This is a genomic window from Telluria sp. AC161 (assembly GCF_979258535.1).
The window spans coordinates 4027551-4054088 of sequence record NZ_OZ409861.1 but is presented as its reverse complement, the minus strand read 5'-3'; the positions used below and the strand labels follow the sequence as shown (position 1 = coordinate 4054088).

The window sequence follows — 26538 nt, the reverse complement described above, 5'->3', positions numbered from 1 at the left end:
AGCAGCGTTCAGCGGACGCTGTCTCATTGCACCATCCTTCCTGCACCACGCCACGCCGTAGTGCAAAATCAACAGGTTATAATGACCGGTTCCATCTCCCACATTACGTCTGCAGAAATCATGCAAGAAAAATATAGTCCAGCCGAAGTCGAACAGGCCGCCCAGGCCTACTGGAAATCGATCGACGCCTATAAAGCCGTCGAACACGATCCGCGTTTCCCGAAGGGCAAGTACTACGCCTGCTCGATGCTGCCTTACCCATCGGGCAAGCTGCACATGGGCCACGTGCGCAACTATACGATCAATGACGTGATGTACCGCTACCTGCGCATGAACGGCTACAACGTGCTGATGCCGATGGGCTGGGATGCATTCGGCATGCCGGCGGAAAACGCGGCCATGGCCAACAACGTGCCGCCTGCAGAATGGACCTACTCGAACATCGCCCACATGCGTGGCCAGATGGAGTCGATGGGCCTGGCGATCGACTGGTCGCGCGAGATGACCGCCTGCAAGCCGGACTACTACAAGTGGAACCAGTGGATGTTCCTCAAGATGCTCGAAAAGGGCATCATCTACCAGAAGACGGGCACCGTGAACTGGGACCCGGTCGACCAGACCGTGCTGGCCAACGAGCAGGTTGTCGACGGCCGCGGCTGGCGTTCGGGCGCGCTCATTGAAAAGCGCGAAATCCCGATGTACTACGTGCGCATCACCGAATACGCCGACGAGCTGCTCGACCATGTCGACAACAAGCTGCCGGGCTGGCCCGAGCGCGTGCGCACGATGCAGGCCAACTGGATCGGCAAGTCGACGGGCGTGCGCTTCGCGTTCCCGCACACAATCGCCGATGACACCGGCGCGCCGATCGACGACGGCAAGCTCTACGTCTTCACCACGCGCGCCGACACGATCATGGGCGTGACCTTCTGCGCCGTCGCGCCGGAGCACGCGCTGGCCCAGCACGCGGCAAAAAACAACCCGGCGCTGCAGCAATTCATCGCCGAATGCAAACTCGGTTCCGTTATCGAAGCCGACATGGCGACAATGGAAAAGAAGGGCATGCCGACCGGCCTGTTCGTCACCCATCCGGTCACGCAGGAACAGATTCCGGTCTGGGTCGGCAACTACGTCCTGATCACCTACGGCGATGGCGCCGTGATGGGCGTGCCGGCGCATGACGAACGCGATTTCGGCTTCGCCAAAAAATACAATCTGCCGATCAAGCAGGTCGTGGCCGTCGAAGGCCAGGAATTCTCGCTCGACGCCTGGCAGGAGTGGTACGGCGACAAGGACAACGGCCGCACGATCAACTCGGGCAAGTACGACGGTCTCGATTACACCTCGGCCGTCAACGCCGTCTCGGGTGAACTGGCGAGCCAGGATCTGGGCGCCAAGAAGGTCACGTTCCGCCTGCGCGACTGGGGCATCTCGCGCCAGCGCTACTGGGGCACGCCGATCCCGATGATCCACTGCGCCGAGTGCGGCATCGTGCCGGTGCCAGAAGCCGACCTGCCGGTCGTGCTGCCCGAGCACCTGGTCCCGGACGGCACCGGCAATCCACTGAACAAGGACGAAGCGTTCCTCAAGTGCGACTGCCCGACCTGCGGCAAGCCCGCGCGCCGCGAAACCGACACGATGGACACGTTCATCGATTCGTCGTGGTACTACATGCGCTATACGTCGCCGGGTTCCAACAACGCGATGGTCGACGAGCGCAACGATTACTGGATGCCGATGGACCAGTACATCGGCGGCATCGAACACGCCGTCATGCACCTGCTGTACGCGCGCTTCTGGACCAAGGTGATGCGCGACTTCGGCCTGGTCAAATTCGACGAGCCGTTCGTGAACCTGCTCACGCAGGGCATGGTGCTCAACGAAACCTACTACCGCGAAGACGCATCGACCAAGAAGACCTGGTTCAACCCGGCCGATGTCGAGCTGACTTTCGACGACAAGGGCCGCCCGCAGAGCGCCGTGTTGAAGGCCGACGGCCAGCCGGTCGAAATCGGTGGCACCGAAAAGATGTCGAAGTCCAAAAACAACGGCATCGATCCGCAAGCGCAGATCGAGCAGTACGGCGCCGATACCGCGCGTCTGTTTACGATGTTTGCGTCGCCACCCGAGCAGACGCTCGAGTGGTCGAACAGCGGCGTCGAAGGCGCCAGCCGTTTCCTGCGCCGCGTGTGGGCGTTCGGTTACGCGCAGCGCGCGCGCATTGCCGCCGCGCTGACCGGGGAAGTGCAGGGCACGCACACCGACGCACAGAAAACCCTGCGCCGCGAAGTACACAAGATCCTGCAACAGGCCGACTACGACCTGAAGCGCATCCAGTACAACACGGTGGTCTCGGCGTGCATGAAGATGCTCAACACGCTCGAATCGGGCAAGCTCGATGACAGCGCAGCATCCAACGCCATCATCGCCGAAGGCTTCTCGATCTTCCTGCGTTTGCTGAACCCGGTCGCGCCGCACATCACGCACGCACTGTGGCAGGAACTTGGCTTTGCCGGCGTACACGGCGACCTGCTCAACGCCCCATGGCCGGAAGTCGATCCACAGGCGCTCGAACAGTCCGAGATCGACATGATGATCCAGGTGAACGGCAAGCTGCGTGGTTCGGTCAAGGTCGCAAAGGATGCCGACAAGGCGACCATCGAAGCGGCTGCGCTGGCCAGCGAAGCGGTGCAGAAGTTCATCGAAGGCACGCCGAAGAAGGTCATCGTCGTGCCGGGCAAACTTGTCAATATCGTGGTCTGATGATGAACACCTCGAACAACAACTACCTCGTACGCGCCCTTGGTGCAGTCCTGCTGGTCGCGATGCTGGCAGGCTGCGGCTTCAAGCTGCGTGGCAGCGACGGCCAGTACAACGTGCCGTTCCAGAGCATCTGGCTGTCGTTCAACGAAGCCTCGCCGCTGGGCACGGAACTCAAGCGCAATCTGCGCGCGGGCGACAACGTGCGCATCGAACCCGATGCGTCCAAGGCCGAGGCGTTGTTCGATGTGATCAGCGAGTCGCGCGGCAAGTCGATCCTGTCGCTCAACAGCCTGGGTCGCGTGCGTGAATACTCGCTGAGCTACACCCTCGTGTTCCAGGTGCGCGATGCCAACAACCGCCAGCTGCTGGCGCCGACCGAGATCACCCTGCGCCGCAATATCGCGTTCGATGAATCGCAGGTGCTGGCCAAGGAATCCGAAGAAGCGCTGCTGTACCGCGACATGCAGTCCGACCTGGTGCAGCAGATCCTGCGCCGCCTGGTGGCGATCAAGCCGCTGGCGCCCGTGACGGCGCCAGCGACGCCGGCCGCCGCCTTGCCGACGCCGTAAACGATGCAACTGCGGCTCGAAGCGCTCGACGGCCATCTGGCCAAGAACCTGGCGCAGCTGTACGTGATCGCCAGCGACGAGCATCTGCTGGCGCTGGAAGCGGCCGACCGCATCCGCAAGGCGGCGCGCGCGCAGGGCTATACCGAGCGCGATGTGCTCAGTGTGGAGCGCACCTTCAAATGGGGCGAGCTGCTGGCAGCGAACCAGGCGCTGTCGCTGTTCGGCGACAAGAAGCTGATCGAGCTGCGCATCCCCACCGGCAAACCGGGCAAGGACGGCAGCGCCGCACTGCAGGCGTATGCGAAAGACCTCAGCCCCGATAACCTGACCCTGATCACGCTGCCCAAGCTCGACTGGCAGACGGCCAAGGCGTCGTGGGTGACGGCGCTGCAGCAGGCGGCGGTCTACATCGACATCCCGAACATCGAGCGCGCGCAGTTGCCGGCCTGGATCGGCAACCGGTTAGCAAGCCAGGGCCAGAGCGCCGAGCGCCAGAGCCTGGACTTCATCGCCGACCGCGTCGAAGGCAATCTGCTGGCGGCGCACCAGGAGATTCAAAAGCTCGGCCTGCTGCACGAGCCGGGCAAGCTGACGTTCGAGCAGGTGCACGACGCCGTGCTGAACGTGGCGCGCTACGACGTGTTCAAGCTGTCCGAGGCGATGCTCACGGGCGACACGGCGCGCCTGGTGCGCATGCTCGAAGGCCTGAAGGGCGAAGGCGAGGCGCTGCCGCTGGTGTTGTGGGCCGTGGCCGAGGAAATCCGCACGCTGCTAAAATTGAAGAGCGGGATGAGTCAGGGCAGGCCACTGAATGCCCTGCTCAAGGAATACCGGATCTGGGGGCCGCGCGAGCGGATGATGGAGCCGGCGCTGCGCCGCGTGTCGCTTGCGACGCTCGAAGCGGCGCTGCAACAAGCGGCGCAGGTCGACCGCATGGTCAAGGGTCTGCGCGCCAAACAATTTGCAGGCGACGCGTGGGATGCGATGTTGCAGCTGGCGTTGCGGGTGGCGCGGTAAGCCTTCTGCAGCAAAGCCTTAGCTCGACGCCGATGGACAGCACCGCCTTGCGCGTGCCGGGTTAATGCAATGGAAAACACGATGGACATCACCGCACACATGCACACGCTGGGCCAGCAGGCCCGCGCCGCCGCGCGCGCCATGGCACGCGCCGACACCGCCACCCGCAACCGCGCCCTGAGCCTGATCGCCGATGCGATCGAACGCGATGCCGACCTGCTGCGCGCCGCCAATGCCCGTGACCTGGAGGCCGCCCAGGCTGCCGGCCTGGCACCGGCACTGATGGACCGCCTGGCGTTATCAAGCGCCGCGATCGCGACGATGGTCGCGGGCTTGCGCCAGATCGTCGCCTTGCCCGATCCGGTCGGCGAAATCTCGAACATGAAAGTGCGCCCGAGCGGCATCCAGGTCGGCCAGATGCGCGTGCCGCTGGGCGTGATCGGCATCATCTACGAAGCGCGCCCGAACGTGACGGTCGATGCGGCCGGCCTGTGCATCAAGAGCGGCAATGCGGCGATCCTGCGCGGCGGCTCGGAAGCGATCCACTGCAACCGCGCGCTGGCCACGCTGGTGGCCGAAGGCCTGGTGGGTGCTGGCCTGCCGCAGGCGGCGGTGCAGGTGGTCGACACGGTCGACCGCGCTGCCGTCGGCGCGCTGATCACGATGCCGCAGTACGTGGACGTGATCGTCCCGCGCGGCGGCAAGGGGTTGATTGCGCGCCTGATGGCCGAAGCCACGGTCCCGATGATCAAGCACCTCGATGGCATCTGCCACGTCTACATCGACGGCAAGGCCGATATCGACAAGGCGCTGGCCATCGCATTCAACGCCAAGTGCCACCGCTACGGCACCTGCAACACGATGGAAACGCTGCTGGTTGCGCGCGGCATCGCGCCAACCGTCCTGCCGCGCCTGGCCGAACTGTATGCGACCAAGGACGTCGAACTGCGCGCCGACCCGGAAGCGTTCGCGATCCTGGCCGGTTATCCGCACCTGGTCGCGGCAACGGAAGAAGACTGGTCGACCGAATACCTGGCCCCGATCCTGGCCGTGAAGGTGGTGGCCGGCATCGACGAGGCGATGGACCACATCGATGCGTATTCGTCGAAGCACACCGAATCGATCGTCACCGAAGACCACAGCGGCGCCATGCGCTTCTTGCGCGAAGTCGACTCGGCGTCGGTCATGATCAATGCATCGACGCGCTTTGCCGATGGCTTCGAATACGGCCTGGGCGCCGAGATCGGCATCTCGAACGACAAGCTGCACGCACGCGGCCCGGTGGGACTGGAAGGCCTCACGTCGCTCAAGTATGTCGTGTTCGGGCACGGCGAAGTACGCAACTGAATTCAACGTTCACCACAAGGAAAGCATGTACCTCTGGATCAAAGCACTGCACATCGTCTTCATTGCGTCCTGGTTCGCCGGCCTGTTCTACCTGCCGCGCCTGTTCGTCAACCTGGCCGAGGAAACCAACCCCGCGGCGCGTGACCGCTTGCTGGGCATGGCGCGCCGGCTGTACCGCTTCTCGATGATCCTGTCGGTGCCGGCGGTGCTGCTGGGCGCATGGCTGTGGCTGGGTTATGGCATCCAGGGCGGCTGGCTGCATGCCAAACTGCTGCTCGTGTTCCTGACCATCGGCTACCATCATATGTGTGGCGGCATCCTCAAGAAATTCGAGCGTGGCGTCAATACGCGCAGCCACAAATGGTATCGCTGGTTCAATGAAGTGCCGGTCGTGCTGATGCTGGCGATTGTCATCCTGGTGACCGTCAAGCCGTTCTAAGCAGGGCAGGATGCGGGCCTTGCATCGGCCCGCGCCCGACAAACGTCATTCCCGCGAAGGCGGGAATCCAAGGTGCTTGCATAGCCAAAAGCATGCTCTTGTGGCTGCGCTAATGACTTGGATTCCCGCCTACGCGGGAATGACGGTTTTGAAGTTTGCGGTTTAAACAATCCACGGTCATCCAGCTTCAAGGCTGACGCGTTATCTCCACAGAATCATCAACGGACAAAGGGTACCCCTCATGGCTTCCTATTTTTGCCCATGCCCACGCGGCATGGAAGCGGCACTGGCCGAAGAAATCGGCGAGATCGCCGCACAAAGCACCACGCTGAAGGTGCACAACCAGGTGCCTGGCGGCGTGCACTGCTCGGGCACGATGCAGGATGCCTGGCTGCTCAACCTGCATTCGCGCATCGCGTCGCGCGTGCTGATGCGCATGGCGCAGCGCAGCTACACCACCGAAAACGACATCTACGATCTGGTGCTCGAGCAAACCTGGGAAGACTGGTTCGGCCCCGATCACACGATCCGCGTCGACGTCACGGCCGTCAAGTCGCCGCTGCGCAGCCTCGAATTCACCACGCTCAAGATCAAGGACGCGATCTGCGACCGCTTCCGCGACCAGTACGACAAGCGCCCGTCGGTCAACACGCGTGAACCGGACATGCGCATCGTCGGCTTCCTCGACGCCCGCAACTTCATCGTCTACCTCGACACCTCGGGCGAAGCGCTGTTCAAGCGCGGCTGGCGTGAAGAGACGGGCGACGCGCCACTGCGCGAGAACCTCGCCGCAGGTCTGCTGCGCGTGTCGGGCTGGAAGCCGGGCGTGCCGCTGTTCGACCCGATGTGCGGTTCGGGCACGATCCTCGTCGAAGCCGCCCAGATGCTGCAAGGGATTCCGTCCGGCGCGCGCCGCAGCTTTGCCTTCGAAAAATTCGCCGACCACGACCGCCAGGCCTGGGCCGCGATGAAAGCAGCGGTCAAGCCGAACGTGCTGCCGCAAGAGCCGACCATCTTCGGCTCGGACATCTCGGGCGACATGGTCGAAATGACGCGCCATAACCTGAAGATCGCCGGCATCCTGTTCGACGTGCCGCTCAAGCAGATCGAAGCGCAGCACGTGTCGGCGCCGACGACCGAGCCGGGCATCCTGCTCACCAACCCGCCGTACGGCGAGCGGATCGGCGTGCGCGGCGACAGCACTGTGCCGCAGGACGACATGGCGGCCGGCTTCTACGCCGCGTTTTCGACGACGCTCAAGCAGCGCTTTGCCGGCTGGACCGCCTATCTGTTCACGGCCGACCTGGGCCTGCCGAAAATGCTGCGCCTGAAAGAGTCGCGCAAGACCCCGTTCTTCAACGGCGCGCTCGAATGCCGCCTGTTCCGTTTCGACATGGTGGCGGGCTTCAACCGCCGCGAGGAAGCCAAACCAAAGCAGGACTGACCCGGACCGACCCATGCTGCCAGAACCATCCGATCTGCCCAAGGACCCCGTCACCCCCGTGCCGCCGCCGCCGCCGCACAAGATCGCGATGCTCTCGGCAGGCGGGCTGGCAACGCTGCTGGCGGCGCTGTCGATGCTGGGGCCATTCTCGATCGACGCCTACCTGCCGGCGTTCCCGCAGATCCAGGCCCAGCTTGCCGCCACGCCGCTGCAGGTCCAGCAAACCCTCACCGCCTACATGCTGGCCTTTGCCGTCATGGTGCTGTGGCATGGCGCGCTGTCCGATGCGTTCGGGCGCCGCAATGTGATCCTGGTGGCGCTGGTGGTATTCGCAATTGGCAGCTTCGGCTGCGCCTCGGCGTCCTCGGTGGAATACCTGTGGGTGTTTCGCATCCTTCAGGGCGTCTCGGCCGGGGCCGGCGTGGTGGTGGGGCGCGCGATCATCCGCGATTTGTATTCGGATACCGCGGCGGCGCGTCTGCTGTCGATGGTCACGATGATCTTCTCGATCGCCCCGGCCATCGCGCCGGTGGTGGGCGGCTGGATCGTCACGCTGCTCGACTGGCGTGCGATCTTCCTGGCGCTGTCGGTCTACACGGTACTGCTGTTCTGGTTCTGCTGGAAGCACCTGCCCGAGACGGTGCCGCCGACCGAGCGGCAGCCGTTCAATCCGCGTTTCCTGGCGCAGAGCTATGGCGCCATCTTCAGCTCGTTCCTGTTTCTGACGATGGCCGGCGTGACGGCGCTGAACTTCGCCGGCCTGTTCCTGTACATCGCTGCGGCGCCCGTCATGCTGCCCGAAAGCCTGGGCCTGGGCCCGTCCGAATTCGCATGGCTGTTCGTGCCGACCGTGAGCGGCATCTTCTTCGGTTCGCTCGTTGCCAACCGGCTGGCCGGCAAGATGGACTTCGCGCGCCAGATCCGCATGGGCTTTTTCTTCATGCTGGGCGCCGTGACCTTCAACGTGATCTACCACGCGTTCCTGCCGCCGGCCCTGCCGTGGACCGTGGCGCCGATGTTCTTCTTCACCTTTGGCAGTTCGCTGATCGCGCCTGGCGCGACGCTGCTGGCGCTCGACCTGTTCCCGCGCATCCGTGGCACGGTGGCGTCGTGCCAGTCGTTCATTCTGACGCTGCTGGGCGCGGTCGTGGCCGGCGCCGTCGCACCGGCGCTGTCGCATTCGGTGCTGGCGCTGGCGCTCGGCCAGGCATTCTTCGTGCTGTTGTCGCTCGCGTGCTGGGATACCGCGCGACGGCATCGCCGCAAGCTGCGCGCCCGGGGCGAATCGACGCCCTGACGTTGTACTGAATGAACGTAAATAAACGGAAACAGTCGTATCGTTACAACAAGTTTAGAGGGCGTCTGTGTTTACTCCCCGCGGACGCCCGTTGCAACGAGTATTCCCGTAACTATTGTTCCTGGTCAGAAATGTATATATGTTACGATACGTTTTTATCTCCTGGAGCAGTGGGCAAACCTCTCGCCTGTTCCATGCACTGAAGTGCAGGGCGACGTGGCATGCCTGTTCGGGCGCGATCGCCACCTACCAGAACCCTTCGACAAGTGGCGGCCGTGCTTGATAATATGCTCCTATCCGATCAGGATATTCGCAATCGCTTGCTGATCGCCCGGCTGCCGGCCATGCCGCAGATCCTGGTCAAGCTGATCGAGCACCTGCAAGCTGACGATCTCGGCATGCCCGAACTCGCCGCGCTGATTGCGAAGGACGCCGGCATGACGGCCAAGCTGCTGGCCGTCGCCAACAGCTCGGCCTACCACCGCAGCACGCGCAGCGCCAATCTCGAACAGTCGCTGGTGGCGCTGGGCACCGACATGATCAAGACGCTCGTGATCAGCGATTCGGTATTCCAGACCTTTAACAGCTTCCCGCATGCCGGCAGCATCGACCTGCGCGCGTTCTGGAAAAATTCCCTGACCGCCGCCGTGATCGCGCGCGATGCGGCGCGCATGCTCGATTACGTCCATCCCGAAGAAGCCTATCTGGCGGGCCTGCTGCACAATGTCGGCCGCCTGGCGCTGCTGGCCGCCGCGCCCAAGGAATACGCATTCAACTTCACCGCGCTCGATGACGAAGACCTGTGCGCGGTCGAGCAGCGCACGCTCCAGATCACCCACGCCGAAGCGGGCGCCTGGCTGATCGAACGCTGGCAGCTCGATTCGTTCCTGGCCGACGCGGTGCTGTACCACCACGAGCCGGGCGACCGCCTGGAAGGCAGCCATCCCCTGATCCGCATCGTGCGCCTGGCGCATGTGCTGACCTGCCACGCGCACGACGAGGCGATGGTGCTCGACGCCTGCGCGCTGTGCGGGATCGACGCCGTGCGCACGGCGCACCTGATGGACGGCGCCGCGCGCCAGGTCGAGCAGGCCGCTGCGCACCTGGGCATCGATCTGGCGGGCGCCGATGACATTCCGCAGCCATCGGCCTACGCGCCGCCGCCGGCGGTCGACCCGGTGCAAAAGCGCCTGAACGAAGAAGTGCGCAATATGGTGCTGGTGTCCGAAGTCGGCCAGACGCTGGCGCGCCAGCAGGGCGAGTCGGGTCTGCTCGACGCGATGACGCGCACCGCCCGCATCCTGTTCGATTTCGAAAGCGCCGTCGTGCTGCTCGAGAACCCCACTGGCCACCTGTTGTCGGGCGCCCCGGCGCCGGGCGTGGCGCGCATCGCCGATTTTTCGGTGTCGCTGGCCAAGGGCGGCCCGGTGGCGCGCAGCGCGCTGGAGCGCCGGCCCGCGTTCGTGGGCGGTGAACGCCAGCAGCTTGGTCTGGCCGAAGAGCAGCTGCTGCGCATCCTTGGCACCGACAGCCTGGTGGTGGTCCCACTGGTGGCTGGCGCGCGCTGCCTGGGCGTGCTGGTTGGCGGCGTGCCCGCCTGGCAGCTGCCGCATTGCCAGCGCCGCGAGCGGTTCATGCAGGCCTTCGGCGCGCAGGCTGCCGGCGCCCTCGAGAACCTGCTGCTCGAACGCGGCCACGCGCGCCGCCAGCTGGCCAACGTGGCCGAGGAATTCCGCGACGCGTCGCGCCGCGTGGTGCACGAAGTGAACAACCCGCTGGCGATCATCAAGAATTACCTGAGCATCCTGGACGGCAAGCTGGCGCGCCAGGAACCGGTGGGCGGCGAGCTGTCGATCCTGAACGAAGAAATCGACCGCGTGGGCCAGTTGATCGGCTCCCTGGCCGAACCGCAGGTGCCGGAGTCCGGTCCGCGGCCGGTCGATGCCGCCCGCGTCGTCGACGATGTGCTGCGCCTGTTCCGCACCAGCGGCTTCGTGCCGGGCGGCGTGCAGATCGTGGCGCACATGGACGGCGACAGCGCGATCGAGGGCGACCCCGATGTGCTCAAGCAGATCCTGGTGAACCTGGTCAAGAACGCGGTCGAAGCATTCGGGCCGCAGCACAAGAGCGGCGGCCGGATCGAGATCGTCAACCGCGGCCACGTCAACCGCGAGCGCCACCTGTACGTCGAACTGGGCGTGAGCGACAACGGCCCGGGCCTGTCGCGCGAGGTGCTGGCCAATCTGTTCATGCCCGTCAAGAGCAGCAAGGAAGGCGCGCCCGATGGCGGCAAGCGCGGCCTGGGCCTGTCGATCGTCCATGGCCTGGTCAAGAAGATGGGCGGCCATATCGCCTGCCGCAGCGCCAGTTCCGGTACCTCGTTTGAAATACTCCTGCCGGCGTACACCGGCGCTGGCACGGCGCTCGCGCTGCCGGCGCGCGCGCTCGGTTCCGCCTGACCCTCACCATGCACGCGCACCCTGCCACCATGCTCCCTGGTGAACCATCCCCGTTTTCCCCGACACTTGACGCCGACAGCCAGTCACGCCTGCTGCTGGTCGACGATGAACCCCGTCTGCTGGCATCGCTGTACGAATTGCTGCAGGGGCGCGGCTACCGCCTTGTGACCGCGCCATCCGGCACCGAGGCGCTGGCGCAGCTGTCGCGTCAGCGCTTCGACCTGGTCCTGCTCGACCTGCGCCTGCCCGATATCGGCGGCCACGAGATCATGGACTTCATCAACGACAAGGGCATCGACGCCGACGTGATCGTGATGAGCGGCGAGGTGGGCATCGACGCCGCGATCGGCGCGCTCAAGCGCGGCGCCTACAGCTACCTGCGCAAGCCGTACAGCCGCGAAGAGCTGCTCTCGACCGTCAGCAATGCACTGGGGCGCCGGCGCCTGGCGCTGGAAAACGCGCGCATCGCGAACCAGCTCGAGAACTCCGAGAAGATGTACCGCTACCTGGTCGACTCGTCGCCAGACATCATCTATACGCTCAATCACGAAGGCCGCTTCACGTTCGTCAACGACCGCGCCTACCAGCTGCTCGGCTACACGCGCGAAGAGCTGATCGGCAAGCATTACTCGATCGTCGTGCACGAAGAAGACCTGGAGCGCGCGCGCTACGTGTTCAACGAGCGCCGCATCGACGAACGCGCATCGCGCAACGTCGAACTGCGCCTGAAGTGCCGTGGCGGGAATGGCAACACCAGCAACGACCGCACGTTCAACACGACGCTGATGACGATTTCGCTGAACGCGATCGGCATGCATGTGCCGGACCAGGAAGTGAAAAAGCTCGAGTTCTTCGGCACCTACGGCGTGGCGCGCGACATCACCGACCGCAAGCGCGCCGAGGAAGTCATCGCCTACCAGGCCTACCACGACATCCTGACCGACCTGCCGAACCGCATCCTGTTCAAGGACCGCCTGGGACTGGCCGTGATCCAGGCCAAGCGCAAGCAGACCGAACTTGCGGTGATGTTCATCGACCTCGATCGCTTCAAGCTCGTGAACGACACGCTCGGCCACGTCAAGGGCGACGAGCTGCTGCAGCAGGCGGCCAGCCGCCTGAAGGAATGCCTGCGCAAGGGCGACACGCTGGCGCGCCAGGGCGGCGACGAATTCACCATCGTGCTGCCCGAGCTGGTCAGCCACGACGACGCGCGCATGGTCGCCGATAAATTTCTGGCCTGCCTGCAGCTGCCGTTCGACCTCGATGGCCACGAAGTGCACATCTCGGCCTCGATCGGCATCGCGATCTATCCGAAGGACGGCGAATCGATCGACGAACTGCTGCGCCACGCCGACATCGCGATGTACCAGGTGAAGGCGCTGGGCAAGAACGGCCACAGCTTCTATCACGACTCGATGCTCGAAGTGTCGCACCAGAAGATCGCGCTGGAACAGGCGCTGCGCCGCGCGCTCGAGCACGACGAGCTGGAGATGTTCTACCAGCCGCAGATCGACGCCATGACCGGCAATATCACGGGCGCTGAGGCGCTGATGCGCTGGAACCACCCGACCCGCGGGCGCTTGTCGGCCGGCGAATTTTTGCCATTCGCCGAAGAAAACGGCCTGATGCTGCCGATCTCGGACTGGATGATCGGCGCGCTGTGCCGCGACATGCTGCGCTGGAACGCCGTCGGCGGCAGCGACATCCGGCTCTCGCTGAACCTGTCGCCGCAATACCTCGACCGCGGCGACTTCTTCGAGAAGATGCGCGGGGCCCTGGCGCGCTACGCGATCTCGCCGCAGCAGATCGAAGTCGAGATCACCGAGAACATCTGCATCCGTAACCCGCAGTATGCAATCGAGCAGCTCAACAAACTGTGCGAGCTGGGCGTGTCGATCGCGATCGACGACTTCGGCACCGGCTACTCGTCGCTGTCGTACCTGCACCGCTTCCCGATCCACACGATCAAGATCGACCAGTCGTTCGTCAAGGAGATCCACGAGGAAGACGGCCACTATCCGGTGATCCTGGCGATCATCTCGATCGCGCGTGGCCTGGGCCTGAACCTGATCGCCGAAGGCGTCGAGACCGAGGAACAGGCGCGCTACCTGCGCGCCAACGGTTGCATGACGATGCAGGGCTATCTGTTCTACCGCCCGATTTCGCTGGGCGACTTCATGGTGGCGCTGCGCACCCGGCCCGGATCGAACCTGCGCGCCGTGCTGGCCTGAGTGGGCATGCCCGACACGTCGTTGTACAGCGCCGAATTCCTGCGTGTGAAAGGCCTGGCCGAGCGGGGCGTGGCCGAGGCCCAGCACAGCCTGGGCTTCATGTACGTGAACGGCCAGGGCGTGGCGCAAAGCGATGAACTGGCGGTGAGCTGGTACCGGCGCGCGGCCACGGCCAATCTGGCGCAGGCCCAGTACAACCTCGGCGTGATGCTGCAGAAGGGCCAGGGCGTGACGCAGGACTTCATGCTGGCCGCCCACTGGTACGAGCGCGCCGCCAGCCAGGGCTACGCGCTGGCGCAGTACAACCTGGGCTGGCTGTACGCTAAAGGACAGGGCGTGGCGCAGGACGTGGGCCGCGCGCTGCACTGGTTCCGCCTCGCCGCAGAGCAGGGCGAGCCGGGCGCCCAGCACAATCTCGGGATGATGTACGACACCGGCAAGGGCGTAGCGCAGGACCACGATGCGGCCCTGGACTGGTACCGGCGCGCGGCCAGCCAGGGCTATGCCCGTTCGCAGTACAGCGTGGGCCTGCGCTACGACAGCGGCCAGGGCGTGGCGCGCGATCCGGCGCAGGCGCTCGGCTGGCTGCGCAAGGCCGCGCTGCAGGGCTACGCGCCAGCCCAGTTCAATCTCGGGCTGCGCTACGACAAGGGCCAGGACGTGGAAGCGGACGGCGAACAGGCGATGCTGTGGTACGGCCGCGCGGGCATCCAGGGCCATGCCAGCTCGCAGTTCAATCTGGCGCTGATGTACGACACGGGCCACGGCGTGCCGCAGGACGACGCGCTGGCCGCGATCTGGTACCGGCGCGCCGCGCAGCAGGGCCATGCGGGCGCGCAGGACAGTCTGGGCATGCGCCACGAGCACGGCCAGGGCGTGGTGCAGGATGCGGCGCAGGCGGCCGTCTGGTACCGCCGCGCGGCCGAGCAGGGCTTGCCGGTGGCGCAGTACCACCTCGGGCAACTCCTCGACACGGGCAACGGCGTCGAGCGCGATGCGGTGGAGGCCACGGCGTGGTACCGCAAGGCGGCCGAGCAGGGCCACCTGCGCGCGCAGTTCGACCTGGGCCTGCGCCACGAAAACGGCATCGGCGCAGCGCAGGACAGCGTGCAGGCACTCGGGTGGTACCGGCGCGCCGCGGCCCAGGGTTACGCGGCAGCGCAGTATATGGTGGCCACGCTGCTCGACCGGCTCGATCTGGGCGACCCGGCCGAAGCCACCGACTGGCTGCACAAGGCGGCCGACCAGAAGCACGCGCTGGCGCAGTTCGAGCTGGGGTTGCGCTACGACTGCGCCAAGGGCGCGGACAAGGATTACGAAGCCGCCCATTTCTGGTACCTGTGCGCGGCGCGCCAGGGCCACGCGCGGGCCCAGTTCAACCTGGGCGTGATGTATGCGGCGGGGCAGGGCGCGCCGCGCGATCTGGTCGAAGCGTATGCGTGGCTGCATCGGGCGGGCGGCGCCGGGATCGGGCCGGCACGCGACTACCTGGCCCGCACCGCGCGCCGCATGGACGCGCAGCAGTTATCGCAGGCCGAAAGCTTGCTGCACGCATAACTAGCGTCCCGTCTTTGAACCGGCGCCACCCCCGCACGGGTGCGCTGCCGCACCCTCTGTCATGACACGCCACGTTATACTGTATGCCCATACAGCCACGGGCGTCCGATGGAACTCAACGACAAGCTCGAAATCCTGGCCGACGCGGCCAAGTACGACGCATCCTGCGCCAGCAGCGGTGCGCCCAAGCGCGGCTCCGAGGGCAAGGACGGCCTGGGCGCCACCACCGGCATGGGCATCTGCCACAGCTACACGCCCGATGGCCGCTGCGTCTCGCTGCTCAAGATCCTGCTCACCAACTTCTGCATCTACGACTGCCAGTACTGCATCAACCGGCGCACGTCGAACGTGCCGCGCGCGCGCTTTGCGGTCGACGAAGTGGTCAAGCTGACGCAGGATTTTTACCTGCGCAACTACATCGACGGCCTGTTCCTCAGTTCCGGCATCATCCAGTCGGCCGACTACACGATGGAGCAGCTGGTGGCCGTGGCGCGCACCCTGCGCGAGGTGCACAACTTCCGCGGCTACATCCACCTCAAGACGATTCCCGATGCCGATCCGCTCCTGATCACCGAAGCGGGGCGCTGGGCCGATCGCCTGTCGGTCAACATCGAACTGCCGACGCACGACAGCGTGACCAGACTGGCGCCCGAAAAGAGCGTGCACACGATCAAGCTGGCGATGGGCTCCATCCGGCGCAAGCTCGATGAAAAAGCCGAAGAGCCAAGGTCGCCTGCATTCGCGCCGGCCGGCCAGAGCACGCAGATGATCGTCGGCGCTGACGCCAGCGACGACCACACGATCCTCAACACCGCCGAGACGCTGTACGGCAGCTATAAGCTCAAGCGCGTGTACTACTCCGCATTCAGTCCCATCCCGCAAAGCCCCAAGAGCGTGCCGCTCGCGCCACCGCCGCTGCTGCGCGAGCACCGCCTGTACCAGGCCGACTTCCTGCTGCGCAGTTACGGCTTCACGGCCGGCGAGATCATGCCGCAGACGGGCAACCTGGCGCTGGACATCGATCCCAAGCTGGCCTGGGCGCTGTCGAACCGTGACCAGTTTCCGATGGACCTGAACCGCGTCGATGCGACGCTGATTGCGCGCATCCCCGGCATCGGCCTGCGCAACGCCAAGCGCATCGCCGACCTGCGCCGCATTCGCCGCATCCGCTGGGAAGATTTATCGCGGCTGCGCTGCAGCCTGAAAAAGCTGGCACCGTTCGTCATCACCGCCGACTACAAGCCGGCGCAGGGCGCGACCAGCTCCGACCTGCTGCGCAAGCACATGGCCGACGCACCGCAGCAGATGAACTTGTGGCCGGAGCTGCAGGCAGCATGACCCCCGCGGCCAGCGCAGCCGTCGTCGCCAGCGAGGCCGTCGCCGCGGTCCGCGCGGGCCAGCCGCTGCTGGTGGCCTCGTTCGTCGAGTGGCGCGCCACGGCCCGCGCGCTGCTGCGCGCAGGCGTGCCGCCCGAGGCAGTGACGTGGGGCGAGCCCGGTGCCGATTTGTTTTCGAGCGCGCCGGCAGCGCCCGCATCCGCCCTGGAGACGGTGCAACCGACTGGCGACCTTCTCGCCGCCCCGCCTGCCGAACGGTTGGCACAAGCCACACCCAGGCCGCAAGTCCCGCGCTCGCTGATGGAGATGCTGCAAACCGCCGCCTGTTACCGTGACCACGATCGCTGGGCCTTCCTGTATCGCGTGGTCTGGCGCTGGCAGCAGGGCGAGCACGACGTGCAGTCGCCCGCCGATACCGATGGCGCGCGGCTGACGTCGATGGTCAAGGCCGTGCGGCGCGAGGTGCACGACATGTTCGCGTATATCCGCTTTCGCGAACGGCCGATCGAGGCCGGGCCGCCGCAGTTCGTCGCCTGGTTCGAACCCGCGCACGACGTGCTGCCGCAGGTGGCCGAACATTTCGTTGCCCGCATGGGCAAGATGACCTGGATGATCGCCACGCCCGAGGCCAGCGTGCTGTGGGACGGCGCCACGCTGCACGACGCAGGGCCGTTGATGTCCGGCCCCGCCGACCTGGAAGACGACGGCGAGGCGCTGTGGCTGACCTACTACCGCAGCATCTTCAACCCCGCGCGCCTGAACACGAAGGTCATGCAAAGCCATGTGCCGTCGCGCTTCTGGAAGAATTTGCCCGAGGGCGCGCTGGTGCCGTCGATGGTCAGCCAGGCCGGCCTGGGCGCGCGCCGCATCGGCCAGGTCGCCGAGGTGGGGCAGCGCCGCGGCACGACGATTCCGATCGCGGCCGAGAAAGCACAGCCCGACCGCGAACAGCCGTCAAAGCTTGACGAATGCCGGCGCTGCGAACTGTGGCAGCACGCGACGCAAGCGGTCGGCGGGATCGGACCGGACCACGCGCAGATCATGCTTGTCGGCGAGCAGCCGGGCGACCAGGAGGACCTGTCCGGCCAGCCGTTTATCGGCCCGGCCGGCCAGCTGCTCGATCGCGTGTTCGCGCAGGCGGAGGTGGATCGCAAGGGTGTTTATATTACCAACGCCGTCAAGCATTTCAAGTGGGAGCCGCGCGGTAAACGGCGCCTGCACAAGACGCCGGCGCAGAAAGAGATCGAGGCCTGCCACTACTGGCTCGAAAAAGAAATCGCCATCCGCAAGCCGAAGGTGATCGTGGCGATGGGCGCGACCGCGCTCAAGTCGGTGCTGCAGAGGGGGAACGTGACGCTCAGGGACAGTCTCGGCCAACCGGTGCGCCATGGGGACGCGTGGGTGGTGACGATCTACCACCCGTCGTACGTGCTGCGCGTGCCGGACGAAGCGACCAAGCACGAGGCGTTTGCCGTGATGGTCGAGGGTTTGCGGGTGGCGCAGTCGCTGCTTGAGCAGTCTGGCGAGAACTGACCCACGTCGCGGCACCGTGACGCGTGCGGAGTCGGGTGGGCACCCCTCCCAGGCCATCCTTATTCGCATACTGCGCCTTGCGTATGCATTCGAAAGTCCTTGTGATTGCCGCAGTGGCCGCCTCATAATCGGCGCACGCTTCTGGCCACTTTCACAACAGGATACCTTCATGCGCCCACTCGTCGTTCCCGCACTGTGCTTGTCGTTGCTGGCTGCCCCTGGATGGGCACAGTCGCTTGACGGGGCCGGTGCCCCGCCTGCCGCGGTTGTCACCACGGACGCGGTCGAACCTGCGCCGGAACAGATTCACGTCGTCGCCCAGCGCCCTGGCCCGGGCATGTGGAAGGTAAAGAAGGGCGATCATGTGCTGTGGGTATTTGGCACGTATGCGCCGCTGCCGAAGAACATGACGTGGCGCTCGCAGCAGGTGGAAAACGTGATCAGGAATTCGCAGGAGTACCTGGAGCCGCCCGGCGCGACGGCCAGCGCAGGTGTCTTCAAAATGATCACGCTGCTGCCAAGCCTGATCGGCGTGCGCAAGAATCCGGATGGCGCCGGGTTGCGCGACGTGATGCCGGCGCAAGACTACGCGCAGTGGACTACGCTCAAGGCAAAATACCTGCCCGACAACAGTGGCGTCGAGCGCGAACGGCCGATCTTCGCTGCGCAGGCGTTGACGGAAGCAGCGCGCAAGGGAGCAGGTTTGGTCGAGGGATATGTAGTGCGCAAGCAGCTGCTCGATCTGATCAAAAAGAGCCAGCTGAAAGAGACGTCGACGAAGATCGCTGTCCCAATGGACAACGCAAGGACGGTGCTGAATAACTTCAAGAAATCAAACCTGGCCGACGCCGCCTGCCTCGCACAAACAATGACCACACTGGAACAGGATATCGGCGCCGCAACGATGCGCGCGAACGCCTGGGCCAAAGGTGACCTGGACGATATCCGCACACTGAACTTCGCCGCGCGTGAGGAGGTGTGCTTCGGCTCATTGCTGAACAGCGCCGCTTTCGACTCGGAACCAGAATTCAGGAGCGCCAAGGCACGTTCGTACATCAAGTGGGTCGAGGCGGCTGAAAAGGCGCTTGACACCAATGTGTCTACCTTTGCAATGCTGTCGATGGCAGATATTTTCAACCCGAAAGGCGTGATCGCGGCGCTGGCGGCGAAGGGGTATGAGGTTGAGCAGCCCGAGTAACCGCATGCGTCAGGCCCCGGCGCTCATGCGCCGATAGCGCTGCGGCGGGCCTGACGCGCGCAATCCACCGCATCCACGGCAGAGCGTCGTTCAAGCCTGTCGCGGCATTGATGGGTTTGCCGTTGCGGTTGCGCGCCGCCAGGCAAGCTGTCGCTCCATTGTTCGGCCCATGTCAAGGCGCCACGTCCTTTCGCGCCACATCTGGAACTCCCTATTCGTCCCTGCTGTCCTATTCAGCAATCGGCGTGCTCCAGGCGCCGCCTTGGAGCATCCTCATGCCTGACGTTGACGTTGCGACTGTGAAAAAATCCCCCACCGGCATTGAGGGGTTTGACGCGATTACCGGCGGCGGCCTGCCGCATGGGCGCACGTGCACCCTTATTGGCGGGCCCGGCAGTGGCAAGACCGTGTTCGCCTTGCAGACACTGATCAATGGCGCGCTCCTGTACGGCGAACGCGGCATTTTCGTCGCATTCGAAGAAAATTCGCAAAGCGTCATTGCCAACGCCGCCTCGTTCGGCTGGGATCTTGCTGGCCAGGACAAACTCACATTCATGGATGCCGGCATGTCGCCCGATGTCGTGCAAACCGGGCGTTTCGATGTCAGCGCTCTCTTGTCGGGCATCCGCGCCCGGTTTGCCGAGAACCATGCCACACGCATCGTGTTCGACTCGATCGACGTGCTGCTGTCGTTGCTCGACGACCCGTTTACAGAGCGGCAAGAGCTCTACCGCATTCAGGACTGGCTAACCGTCAACGGCATCACCGGCATCGTCACTACCCGGGCGCGTACTGCAAACCAGACGAACGAGCCCGGAAACGATTTCCTCGAGTACATGGCCGATTGCGTCGTGCATCTGAGCCAGCACGTCATCGGTGGCCTTGCCCATCGCGATCTGCGCGTGGCCAAATACCGCGGCTCGCCGATCTACGAAGGGGAATTCCCGCTGATCATCGGCGCGGACGGCATCGAAGTGGCCATGCCGATGTCGCACGAGATGCGTTTCCCCGCTTTCTCCGAGCGCGTCTCTACGGGCGTGGAGCGGCTCGACACGATGCTTGGCGGTGGCTATCTGCGCGGTAGTACCATCCTGGTGACCGGGTCGCCCGGCACCGCCAAATCGACGCTGGCTGCGGCTTTCGCCCAAGCCTGCGTCCAGCGCGGCGAGCGCTGCCTGTACGTCAGCTTCGACGAGAGCAGCAGCGAGATCATCCGCAACATGTCGTCCATCGGCCTCGATCTGGCCTCTGCAGTCGCAGACGGCAATCTGCGCTTTCATTCCGTTCAGACTGGTGCGCTCAATGGCGAACAGCATCTGCTGTATATCAAGGCCCTGATTCGCCAGTACCAGCCGCGCTGCCTGGTGATCGATCCGCTGTCCGCCGTGCTCAGGTCGCAGGCGTTCGGCATCATGATGGATGTGCCGTTGCGCCTGATTGGGTTCACCAAGACCGAAGGCATCACCATGCTCAGCACGAGCCTGGTGAATAACAGCGACAGTCCCGAAAGCACGGAAATGAAAGTGTCCACCATCGCCGACACCTGGATCCACCTGTCATTCAAGGTCCAGATGGGAGAACGCAACCGGCTGCTGTCGATTGTCAAGGCGCGCGGCACTGCCCATTCGCGCCAGGCACGCGAACTGGTCCTGTCCAATGACGGCGTGACGCTGTCGGACGTCTATATCGCTGGCGGTGAAGTCTTGATGGGTACGCTGCGCTGGGAAAAAGAAGAAGCCGTGCGGCGCGAGTCGGCATCGGCGCATGCAAGCCTGCTGAAAAAGGAACGTGAACTGTCGCTGGCCGAGGCCCAGGTGCGCACCCGCATCGAGCTGCTTCAGCGTGAACTGGAGTTGCGTCGTCTGGAAAGCGAGGCGCTGGCCGAAGAAATGGCGCGTGACAAAGCGCAGCGCGCCACCGCCGCCAGTGAAATCGGCCGCCTGCGTGGCATCGACCAATCATCTCGCGCTGACCACGAGCCGGGCGCACCGTGACCATGTCGGCATGGCTGGACGGGGTCGAACCGCCGTTGCATGTTGAACAGGTCCTGGCGTGCTTTGCCGAAGGGATCTTCGTTGCCGATGCCCGGCGTCGTATCCTGGCCGTGAATCCCGCCTTCAGCATCATCACCGGCTTTGCGCCGGCGGACGTCACGGGCGCAACCATGAGCCGGCTGAACGGCGCGCGCATGGATGCGGCAGCCTGCCGCGGCATGTGGCGTGCCCTCCGCAGCACCGGGCACTGGCGTGGCGAGCTGTCGTGCTGCACCAGCGCCGGCGTTCAACTGCCGCTGGCGCTGTCGCTGAGTGCAGTGCGCGACGAGCACGCCGTGCTGACCCATTACGTCGGCGTGTTTTCCGACCTCAGCGAGCGCAAGGCCGAGGAAGAGCGCATGGTCTTTCGCGCCCAGCACGATGCACTGACCGGTCTGCCGAACCGCTACCTGCTGGGCGAGCGGCTGACGCGCGCGCTGGCTACTGCCAGTGGCCATGCCGGCCCGGTTGCGCTGCTGTTCCTCGATCTCGACCGCTTCAAGCTGATCAACGACTCGCTCGGTCATCGCGTGGGCGATCTCCTGCTGCGCAGCGTGGCGGCGCGGCTGCAGTCGCTGATCCGCCCGGCGGACACCGTCGCCCGGGTCGGCGGCGATGAATTCGTCTTCCTCCTTCCGCATGTCGAGCAGCCTGACGTGCCTGCCACCATGGCACAACGGATCATTTCGGCCATGGCTGAGCCGTTCGACATCGAGGGCGAATGTCTTTCCATCGGCGCCAGTGTGGGCATCAGCATGTATCCGGCGGACGCTGCCGACGCCGACATGCTCACCCGCAATGCCGACAGCGCCATGTACAACGCCAAGGCGCGCGGGGGCAACTGCTTCGAGTTCTATACCGCTAAACTGACCTCGCGCGCCGTGGAGCGGCTCATCCTTGAAAACAGCCTGCGCAGCGGCCTCGAGCATGACGAGTTCTTCATTTTTTACCAGCCTCTGGTGGCGCTGCCCACCGGCCGGGTCGTCGGCGCCGAAGCGCTGCTGCGCTGGTCCCATCCCATGCTGGGCATCCTGGGGCCCGACCGCTTCATTCCGACTGCCGAAGAAACCGGCCTGATCGTCGATATCGGCGAATGGGTCCTGCGCCGCGCCTGTGCCCAGAACAGCCTCTGGCAGCGGCAGGGTCTGCGGCCAATCCGGGTTTCCGTCAACGTCTCGGCGCGTCAGTGCCGCCCACAACTGGTGTCTGCGGTATCGAGTGCGCTGGCGGACAGTGCGCTCGACGCGCGCTACCTTGCACTGGAACTGACAGAAACGACGCTGATGGGCGACGTCGGCGACACGCTGCACAAACTGAAGGCGCTTGGCGTGCAGTTGTCGATCGACGATTTCGGCATTGGCTACTCCAGCCTGGGTTACCTGAAACGCTTTCCGATCGATAACCTGAAAGTCGACAAATCGCTCATCGCAGAAATCGGCATTGGCGACCGCAACAGCTCGATCGCGGGCGCCACCATCGCGCTCGCCCACAGCCTGAACCTGACCGTTACCGCCGAAGGCGCCTACGCCGCCTGGCAAGGGCGCTATCTGCGCGAGCGCGGCTGCGACCTGGTACAGGGCTATTATTTCAGCCGCCCGCTGCCCCCACACAAGTTGGCCTCGCTGCTGCGCGACGGCAGAGCGGTCCGACTCGGCCCCGGTTACATGCGGTCCGATACATAGCGTAATATCGCCGCGAGGGCAGGGCAACACGCGATCACGGCGGAAAAGAAACGGCCATTTCATTTCACGGCACGGCTGCCAACGGTTGAATTTGTCAGAATGCTGGACGGGCGTTGCATTATCTCGCCGTACTAGCGTACTGTCTTCAACAATACGCCTTCCCTCTGGGTTTTGTTAGCGCTCATAATAAGCCTTTTTGCGCGCCGGCCCGAATCGCCGCCAGTGCCAGCCAAGTGAAATTTGAGCATTTACTTACACTCGTACGTCAGCCGTCATCGCCAATGCGTAGGAATTGACAGTCCGAACACTCGCGAAGTGTTTTCGAGAGCGGCGATGATTTCGCAGTGACGGCTCTTATTATAGGCACCTCCAGAGTCGCGCTGCGATAGAATGCTTTTCAGCTCAGGAAGATTATGCAGGCCCAAAGCGTGAAGATTTCTCCACGTCAACTCACCAAACAGATTGTATATGACCTCAGTACCGTCTCGATCACTAGCCAATCGCTTTGGACCCAATAACTTTGCAAGAGCCTCTTCGGCCTCTTCTTTCGTTTCGAAGGTATATAGATGTTTCAATGTAGCACCCGGCGACAAGTTGATTCGATGACTCGGCACAATGAAGCTTCCTGGTGCCGAGCAGATGGGCGAGGATATTGCACGTCAGAGCTCTAACCTGTCAACAAGTTATTTCATTCTAGACTAGTTTTTGATTCCAGAATAAATGATGTTGTTACATTTGAGGTATATTGGACATCGCTGAGATACCTCGTTTCGCTGCAAGTTGAAATGTTATTTTCCACTGGAGTTATCAACGGCGCTAAATAAAAGCTTCGAAAGTTGACTGAATGGGCCTCAGTGCTGAGCAATTCAGGAGTGATTGCAATATTGTACCCGTTCATTAGTTCCGCGGAAGCCGCCAGTTATCTGATATCAGAATCTTCCCGAAGTCTCATTTGGATTTGGTGCAGGCTTTTCTTTAGTAGCGTTAATCGCTGCCACAATCTTATTCGGAAACACCGCTCTTAATCTAAGGAGATGCTCAATAGCCCATTTTTGAATGCCATCAAGCATCTCTGAGTCTACATCGATATCGCCGTCGCGATAAACAGCGACTCGACATGCCCTTTTCTTATCTAGACGTTCCCAAACGAGCTCACTACTTCCGTACTCTGCTTGGATAGCGTTTTTTTGAGTCGAGAGAAAATCCAATATCGCCTCATTGCGCGCTTTGTCGCCGCTATCAATATAAACTTCAGCGCGAACGCGACCGCCCTGCGTGAAACTCGTTGAATATTTGAACACTTTAGAATTTTCAGATGCGAACGTGTACCAGTTTTGGGGCTGTCCTGCTTTGGCATTGGTAAATTTATGCACATTGCGTAGTTCATCTATCAATCCTTGAAAATAGGCTCGGTATCGCTGCCCGGTGTCGCTATCCCCTTTGATAGTATCCACTGCGCTCATCTGTGCTTCGGTAGGAGCGCAGACAGTATTGAGCACGTAGGCTGGCTTAGAATCATCGATTCGGATAACACTAACTTCGATGGCGTAGAGCCGTAACCCTTCTTTTAGATTCTGATTTAAGAAGTCAATCGCTGACTTATGTTCTGCTCGAACTGTTTCTGCAATCCAGACGACTACGCCCGCACCAAGAACCGATGAGTACGTAATAACCTGACCGAGATGCCGATGATCCGTACTGCCGAACTGATTTTCAATCACGACTAGTCGATTACTCGAAAGATCGTGAGCAACAATGTCAGCAGAAAAATCGCCTGCATCTCCCTCAACCGATTCCAGTTCGAGGTCCATACCTAGTTCCTCAGATAGAACTGCTAAGTTTTCCGCCAACCAGGGTGTAAAGTGTGTTGCTTCGCCAGGCCAAATTTCCCGAAGTGCGACGGGCACAATTTTTCCAAACTCCATTAAATCTCTCCCATGATGTTGATAGCTGGGCCGAAACCGTACAGCTAGTTTAAGAATTACTACGAACTGAGCCAAATCGGTATGGCAGACGCAGGGCGAAGTACGATCATACTGCTGTTTAGTGCGCCGTATACATAGTTACGGTTCACGTTGTTGATTAAAAAAGACACTTACGCCATTAGGTAATAACTCTTCAGTAAAGGAAATGAGTTTTTGCGTTGCCTCAAGCGTTCGTTTCATGGATGGTTCCCATACCGAAAACAAGAAATAGTCGAGATCGACCTCTATCAAAGGAACTACCAAAGTCTCCTTCAGCTTCTTCCTGAACTTCATAAACTCAGTGCGCCGACTAAGCTTGTAGCGCTCGGTCATGCCAATATACATGTAGACGTAATCGAGCGGCATCGTCACCGCCTCATGCTTCGTATGAGCCACTATCTCCAACGACTGAATGGTGCTGCAGTTCCTGACCTGAATCGCCACGAGTTTTCTAGACGCTCGCGAGCCGCCGGAAATACTGCTTTTCATATTCGACAGGCGACAAGTCATTGCTGAAGCTGTGTCGGCGCTTTGGATTGTAAAACATCTCGATGTAATCGAAGACATCACGCCTTGCTTCTTCCCAAGTGCTGTATGTCTTGCGTCGGATTCGTTCCCGTTTCAGGAGCTGGAAGAAGCTCTCGGCCACGGGGTTATCGTGGCAATTTCCTCGTCGACTCATGCTTTGCTGCAGATTGTGCTGGTCCAGGAAGTCGCGCCAGTCGTAGCTGCTGAACTGACTGCCTTGGTCAGAATGCACCATTACCCTATTCTTGGGTTGCCGACGCCAGACAGCCATCAAGAGCGCATTCATCGCTAGCTCGCGATCGATTCGAGAACTCATCGACCAGCCGACCACCTGACGCGAAAACAGGTCCAGTACAACGGCCAGATAAAGCCAGCCTTCGTAAGTGCGAATGTACATGATGTAGGTCACCCAGACCCGATTCGGTTACTGCACGTCGAGTTGGCGCTGCAAATGATTAGGCGCCACCAGCGAAGGGGCACCACCGCGTTTATATTTCCGCTTGGCGTAGCCGGTTTGCAAGCGAATTCCGGCCGACCTCATGAGACGATGGACGCGATTGATACCGCATCGCCCACCGAGCTCGCGCAGATCGTCGCTGACCTTACAGTAGCCGTAGACGCTGCCGCTTTCGAGCCACGATTCCTTGATCGGAACCAGAAGGCGCTTGTCTTCCATGGCGCACTTGCTTTCGGGGTTCAGGCGCCAGGCATAGAAGCCGCTTGGGTGCACCTCGAGCACTTTGCACAGCCGGCGCACCGGGAATTGGTCCTGTAACTGAGCAATTAAGGTGTACCTTACCCGGACGTCTTGGCAAAGTACACCGCGGCCTTTTTCAAGATGTCACGCTCCTCCGTGACGCGCTTGAGTTCGGCCTTCAGGCGCCGCATCTCGTCGGACTGGGCATCGACGACCTTGCGCTCCGCCTCGGGTACGCCATAGCGCTTCGTCCAGGCGTACAGACTGTGAATGCTTATCCCGAGCCGTGCCGCTACTTCGCTCGCCGGCTGGCCGCCCTGCGTCACCTGCTTGACCGCTGCAATCTTGAATTCCTCTGTGTACCGCTTGCCACTCATACATTCTCCTTGTGCTCGATATCCTGGCTCAGGAGTGTCTACGATAGTCGCGGCGATTCATAACCA

The 26538-nt window shown here is 62.8% G+C and carries 17 protein-coding genes and 1 pseudogene; 15 read left to right on the top strand and 3 right to left on the bottom strand.

Annotation, left to right across the window (positions count from 1 at the left end; translation table 11 throughout):
- The first annotated feature begins 120 nt into the window (after positions 1-120).
- The 15 genes from leuS (at position 121) to ACZ0AJ_RS17980 (ending at position 22906) form a co-directional block, all read left to right on the top strand.
- Positions 121-2763, top strand: a complete 2643-nt coding sequence (gene leuS, locus ACZ0AJ_RS18050) for a leucine--tRNA ligase (protein ID WP_499455846.1) — start codon at positions 121-123, stop codon at positions 2761-2763.
- The gene (locus tag ACZ0AJ_RS18045; protein ID WP_499455845.1) at positions 2763-3332 is read left to right on the top strand and encodes an LPS-assembly lipoprotein LptE; all 570 of its coding nucleotides are present in this window, start codon (positions 2763-2765) and stop codon (positions 3330-3332) included. The genes leuS and ACZ0AJ_RS18045 overlap by 1 nt, the downstream gene beginning before the upstream one ends.
- A 3-nt stretch (positions 3333-3335) precedes the next feature.
- A complete protein-coding gene (holA, locus tag ACZ0AJ_RS18040; protein WP_183556049.1) occupies positions 3336-4349 on the top strand; it encodes a DNA polymerase III subunit delta in 1014 nt (337 codons plus the stop codon).
- A gap of 81 nt (positions 4350-4430) precedes the next feature.
- Positions 4431-5696, top strand: coding sequence for a glutamate-5-semialdehyde dehydrogenase (locus ACZ0AJ_RS18035; protein WP_499455844.1), 1266 nt, complete (start codon positions 4431-4433; stop codon positions 5694-5696).
- A 25-nt stretch (positions 5697-5721) separates the two neighbouring features.
- On the top strand, positions 5722-6135 hold the full coding sequence (locus ACZ0AJ_RS18030) for a CopD family protein (RefSeq protein WP_499455843.1): 414 nt from the start codon (positions 5722-5724) through the stop codon (positions 6133-6135).
- A 241-nt stretch (positions 6136-6376) separates the two neighbouring features.
- Positions 6377-7579, top strand: a complete 1203-nt coding sequence (locus tag ACZ0AJ_RS18025; protein WP_379730857.1) for a THUMP domain-containing class I SAM-dependent RNA methyltransferase — start codon at positions 6377-6379, stop codon at positions 7577-7579.
- Between the two features lie 13 nt (positions 7580-7592).
- Positions 7593-8876 carry a multidrug effflux MFS transporter gene (locus tag ACZ0AJ_RS18020; RefSeq protein WP_499455842.1) on the top strand — a complete coding sequence of 428 codons (1284 nt, stop codon included), beginning with the start codon at positions 7593-7595 and terminating at the stop codon, positions 8874-8876.
- Positions 8877-9163: 287 nt separating this feature from the next.
- Complete coding sequence (locus ACZ0AJ_RS18015) at positions 9164-11335, top strand: HDOD domain-containing protein (RefSeq protein WP_499455841.1); 2172 nt, start codon at positions 9164-9166, stop codon at positions 11333-11335.
- Positions 11336-11343: 8 nt separating this feature from the next.
- Entirely contained in the window at positions 11344-13566 is a 2223-nt protein-coding gene (locus ACZ0AJ_RS18010; protein WP_499455840.1) for a GGDEF/EAL domain-containing response regulator, read from the top strand.
- Between the two features lie 6 nt (positions 13567-13572).
- Positions 13573-15123: an SEL1-like repeat protein gene (locus ACZ0AJ_RS18005; RefSeq protein WP_499455839.1), complete on the top strand. Its 1551-nt coding sequence runs from the start codon at positions 13573-13575 to the stop codon at positions 15121-15123.
- A gap of 108 nt (positions 15124-15231) precedes the next feature.
- The gene (locus ACZ0AJ_RS18000; RefSeq protein WP_183556056.1) at positions 15232-16461 is read left to right on the top strand and encodes a putative DNA modification/repair radical SAM protein; all 1230 of its coding nucleotides are present in this window, start codon (positions 15232-15234) and stop codon (positions 16459-16461) included.
- On the top strand, positions 16458-17993 hold the full coding sequence (locus ACZ0AJ_RS17995) for a UdgX family uracil-DNA binding protein (RefSeq protein ID WP_499455838.1): 1536 nt from the start codon (positions 16458-16460) through the stop codon (positions 17991-17993). Before ACZ0AJ_RS18000 ends, ACZ0AJ_RS17995 begins: the two co-directional genes overlap by 4 nt.
- Before the next feature lie 169 nt (positions 17994-18162).
- Positions 18163-19191 (top strand): TraB/GumN family protein, encoded by a 1029-nt coding sequence (locus tag ACZ0AJ_RS17990; protein ID WP_499455837.1) that lies wholly within the window; start codon positions 18163-18165, stop codon positions 19189-19191.
- Positions 19192-19466: 275 nt separating this feature from the next.
- On the top strand, positions 19467-21185 hold the full coding sequence (kaiC, locus tag ACZ0AJ_RS17985) for a circadian clock protein KaiC (RefSeq protein ID WP_499455836.1): 1719 nt from the start codon (positions 19467-19469) through the stop codon (positions 21183-21185).
- A gap of 2 nt (positions 21186-21187) precedes the next feature.
- Positions 21188-22906 (top strand): putative bifunctional diguanylate cyclase/phosphodiesterase, encoded by a 1719-nt coding sequence (locus tag ACZ0AJ_RS17980; RefSeq protein WP_499455835.1) that lies wholly within the window; start codon positions 21188-21190, stop codon positions 22904-22906.
- A 929-nt stretch (positions 22907-23835) separates the two neighbouring features.
- Here the strand turns inward: ACZ0AJ_RS17980 and ACZ0AJ_RS17975 are convergent.
- The 3 genes and pseudogenes from ACZ0AJ_RS17975 to ACZ0AJ_RS17965 all read right to left on the bottom strand — a co-directional run bounded on the left by ACZ0AJ_RS17975 (position 23836) and on the right by ACZ0AJ_RS17965 (position 26472).
- Complete coding sequence (locus ACZ0AJ_RS17975; RefSeq protein ID WP_499455834.1) at positions 23836-24717, bottom strand: DUF4268 domain-containing protein; 882 nt, start codon at positions 24715-24717, stop codon at positions 23836-23838.
- 252 nt (positions 24718-24969) lie between these two features.
- Positions 24970-25314 (bottom strand): hypothetical protein, encoded by a 345-nt coding sequence (locus tag ACZ0AJ_RS17970; RefSeq protein ID WP_499455833.1) that lies wholly within the window; start codon positions 25312-25314, stop codon positions 24970-24972.
- 7 nt (positions 25315-25321) lie between these two features.
- A pseudogene (locus tag ACZ0AJ_RS17965) lies at positions 25322-26472 on the bottom strand (IS3 family transposase).
- Positions 26473-26538 lie beyond the last annotated feature (66 nt).

Bases quoted from the DNA above. Each gene is read 5' to 3' on its own strand.
- ACZ0AJ_RS17980 (WP_499455835.1), top strand. From the start codon at position 21,188: ATGTCGGCATGGCTGGACGGGGTCGAACCGCCGTTGCATGTTGAACAG.
- ACZ0AJ_RS17990 (WP_499455837.1), top strand. From the start codon at position 18,163: ATGCGCCCACTCGTCGTTCCCGCACTGTGCTTGTCGTTGCTGGCTGCC.
- ACZ0AJ_RS18010 (WP_499455840.1), top strand. From the start codon at position 11,344: ATGCACGCGCACCCTGCCACCATGCTCCCTGGTGAACCATCCCCGTTT.
- ACZ0AJ_RS18015 (WP_499455841.1), top strand. From the start codon at position 9,164: ATGCTCCTATCCGATCAGGATATTCGCAATCGCTTGCTGATCGCCCGG.
- ACZ0AJ_RS18035 (WP_499455844.1), top strand. From the start codon at position 4,431: ATGGACATCACCGCACACATGCACACGCTGGGCCAGCAGGCCCGCGCC.
- ACZ0AJ_RS18020 (WP_499455842.1), top strand. From the start codon at position 7,593: ATGCTGCCAGAACCATCCGATCTGCCCAAGGACCCCGTCACCCCCGTG.
- leuS (WP_499455846.1), top strand. From the start codon at position 121: ATGCAAGAAAAATATAGTCCAGCCGAAGTCGAACAGGCCGCCCAGGCC.
- ACZ0AJ_RS18025 (WP_379730857.1), top strand. From the start codon at position 6,377: ATGGCTTCCTATTTTTGCCCATGCCCACGCGGCATGGAAGCGGCACTG.
- holA (WP_183556049.1), top strand. From the start codon at position 3,336: ATGCAACTGCGGCTCGAAGCGCTCGACGGCCATCTGGCCAAGAACCTG.
- ACZ0AJ_RS17975 (WP_499455834.1), bottom strand. From the start codon at position 24,717: ATGGACCTCGAACTGGAATCGGTTGAGGGAGATGCAGGCGATTTTTCT.
- kaiC (WP_499455836.1), top strand. From the start codon at position 19,467: ATGCCTGACGTTGACGTTGCGACTGTGAAAAAATCCCCCACCGGCATT.
- ACZ0AJ_RS18045 (WP_499455845.1), top strand. From the start codon at position 2,763: ATGATGAACACCTCGAACAACAACTACCTCGTACGCGCCCTTGGTGCA.
- ACZ0AJ_RS18005 (WP_499455839.1), top strand. From the start codon at position 13,573: ATGCCCGACACGTCGTTGTACAGCGCCGAATTCCTGCGTGTGAAAGGC.
- ACZ0AJ_RS17995 (WP_499455838.1), top strand. From the start codon at position 16,458: ATGACCCCCGCGGCCAGCGCAGCCGTCGTCGCCAGCGAGGCCGTCGCC.
- ACZ0AJ_RS18030 (WP_499455843.1), top strand. From the start codon at position 5,722: ATGTACCTCTGGATCAAAGCACTGCACATCGTCTTCATTGCGTCCTGG.
- ACZ0AJ_RS18000 (WP_183556056.1), top strand. From the start codon at position 15,232: ATGGAACTCAACGACAAGCTCGAAATCCTGGCCGACGCGGCCAAGTAC.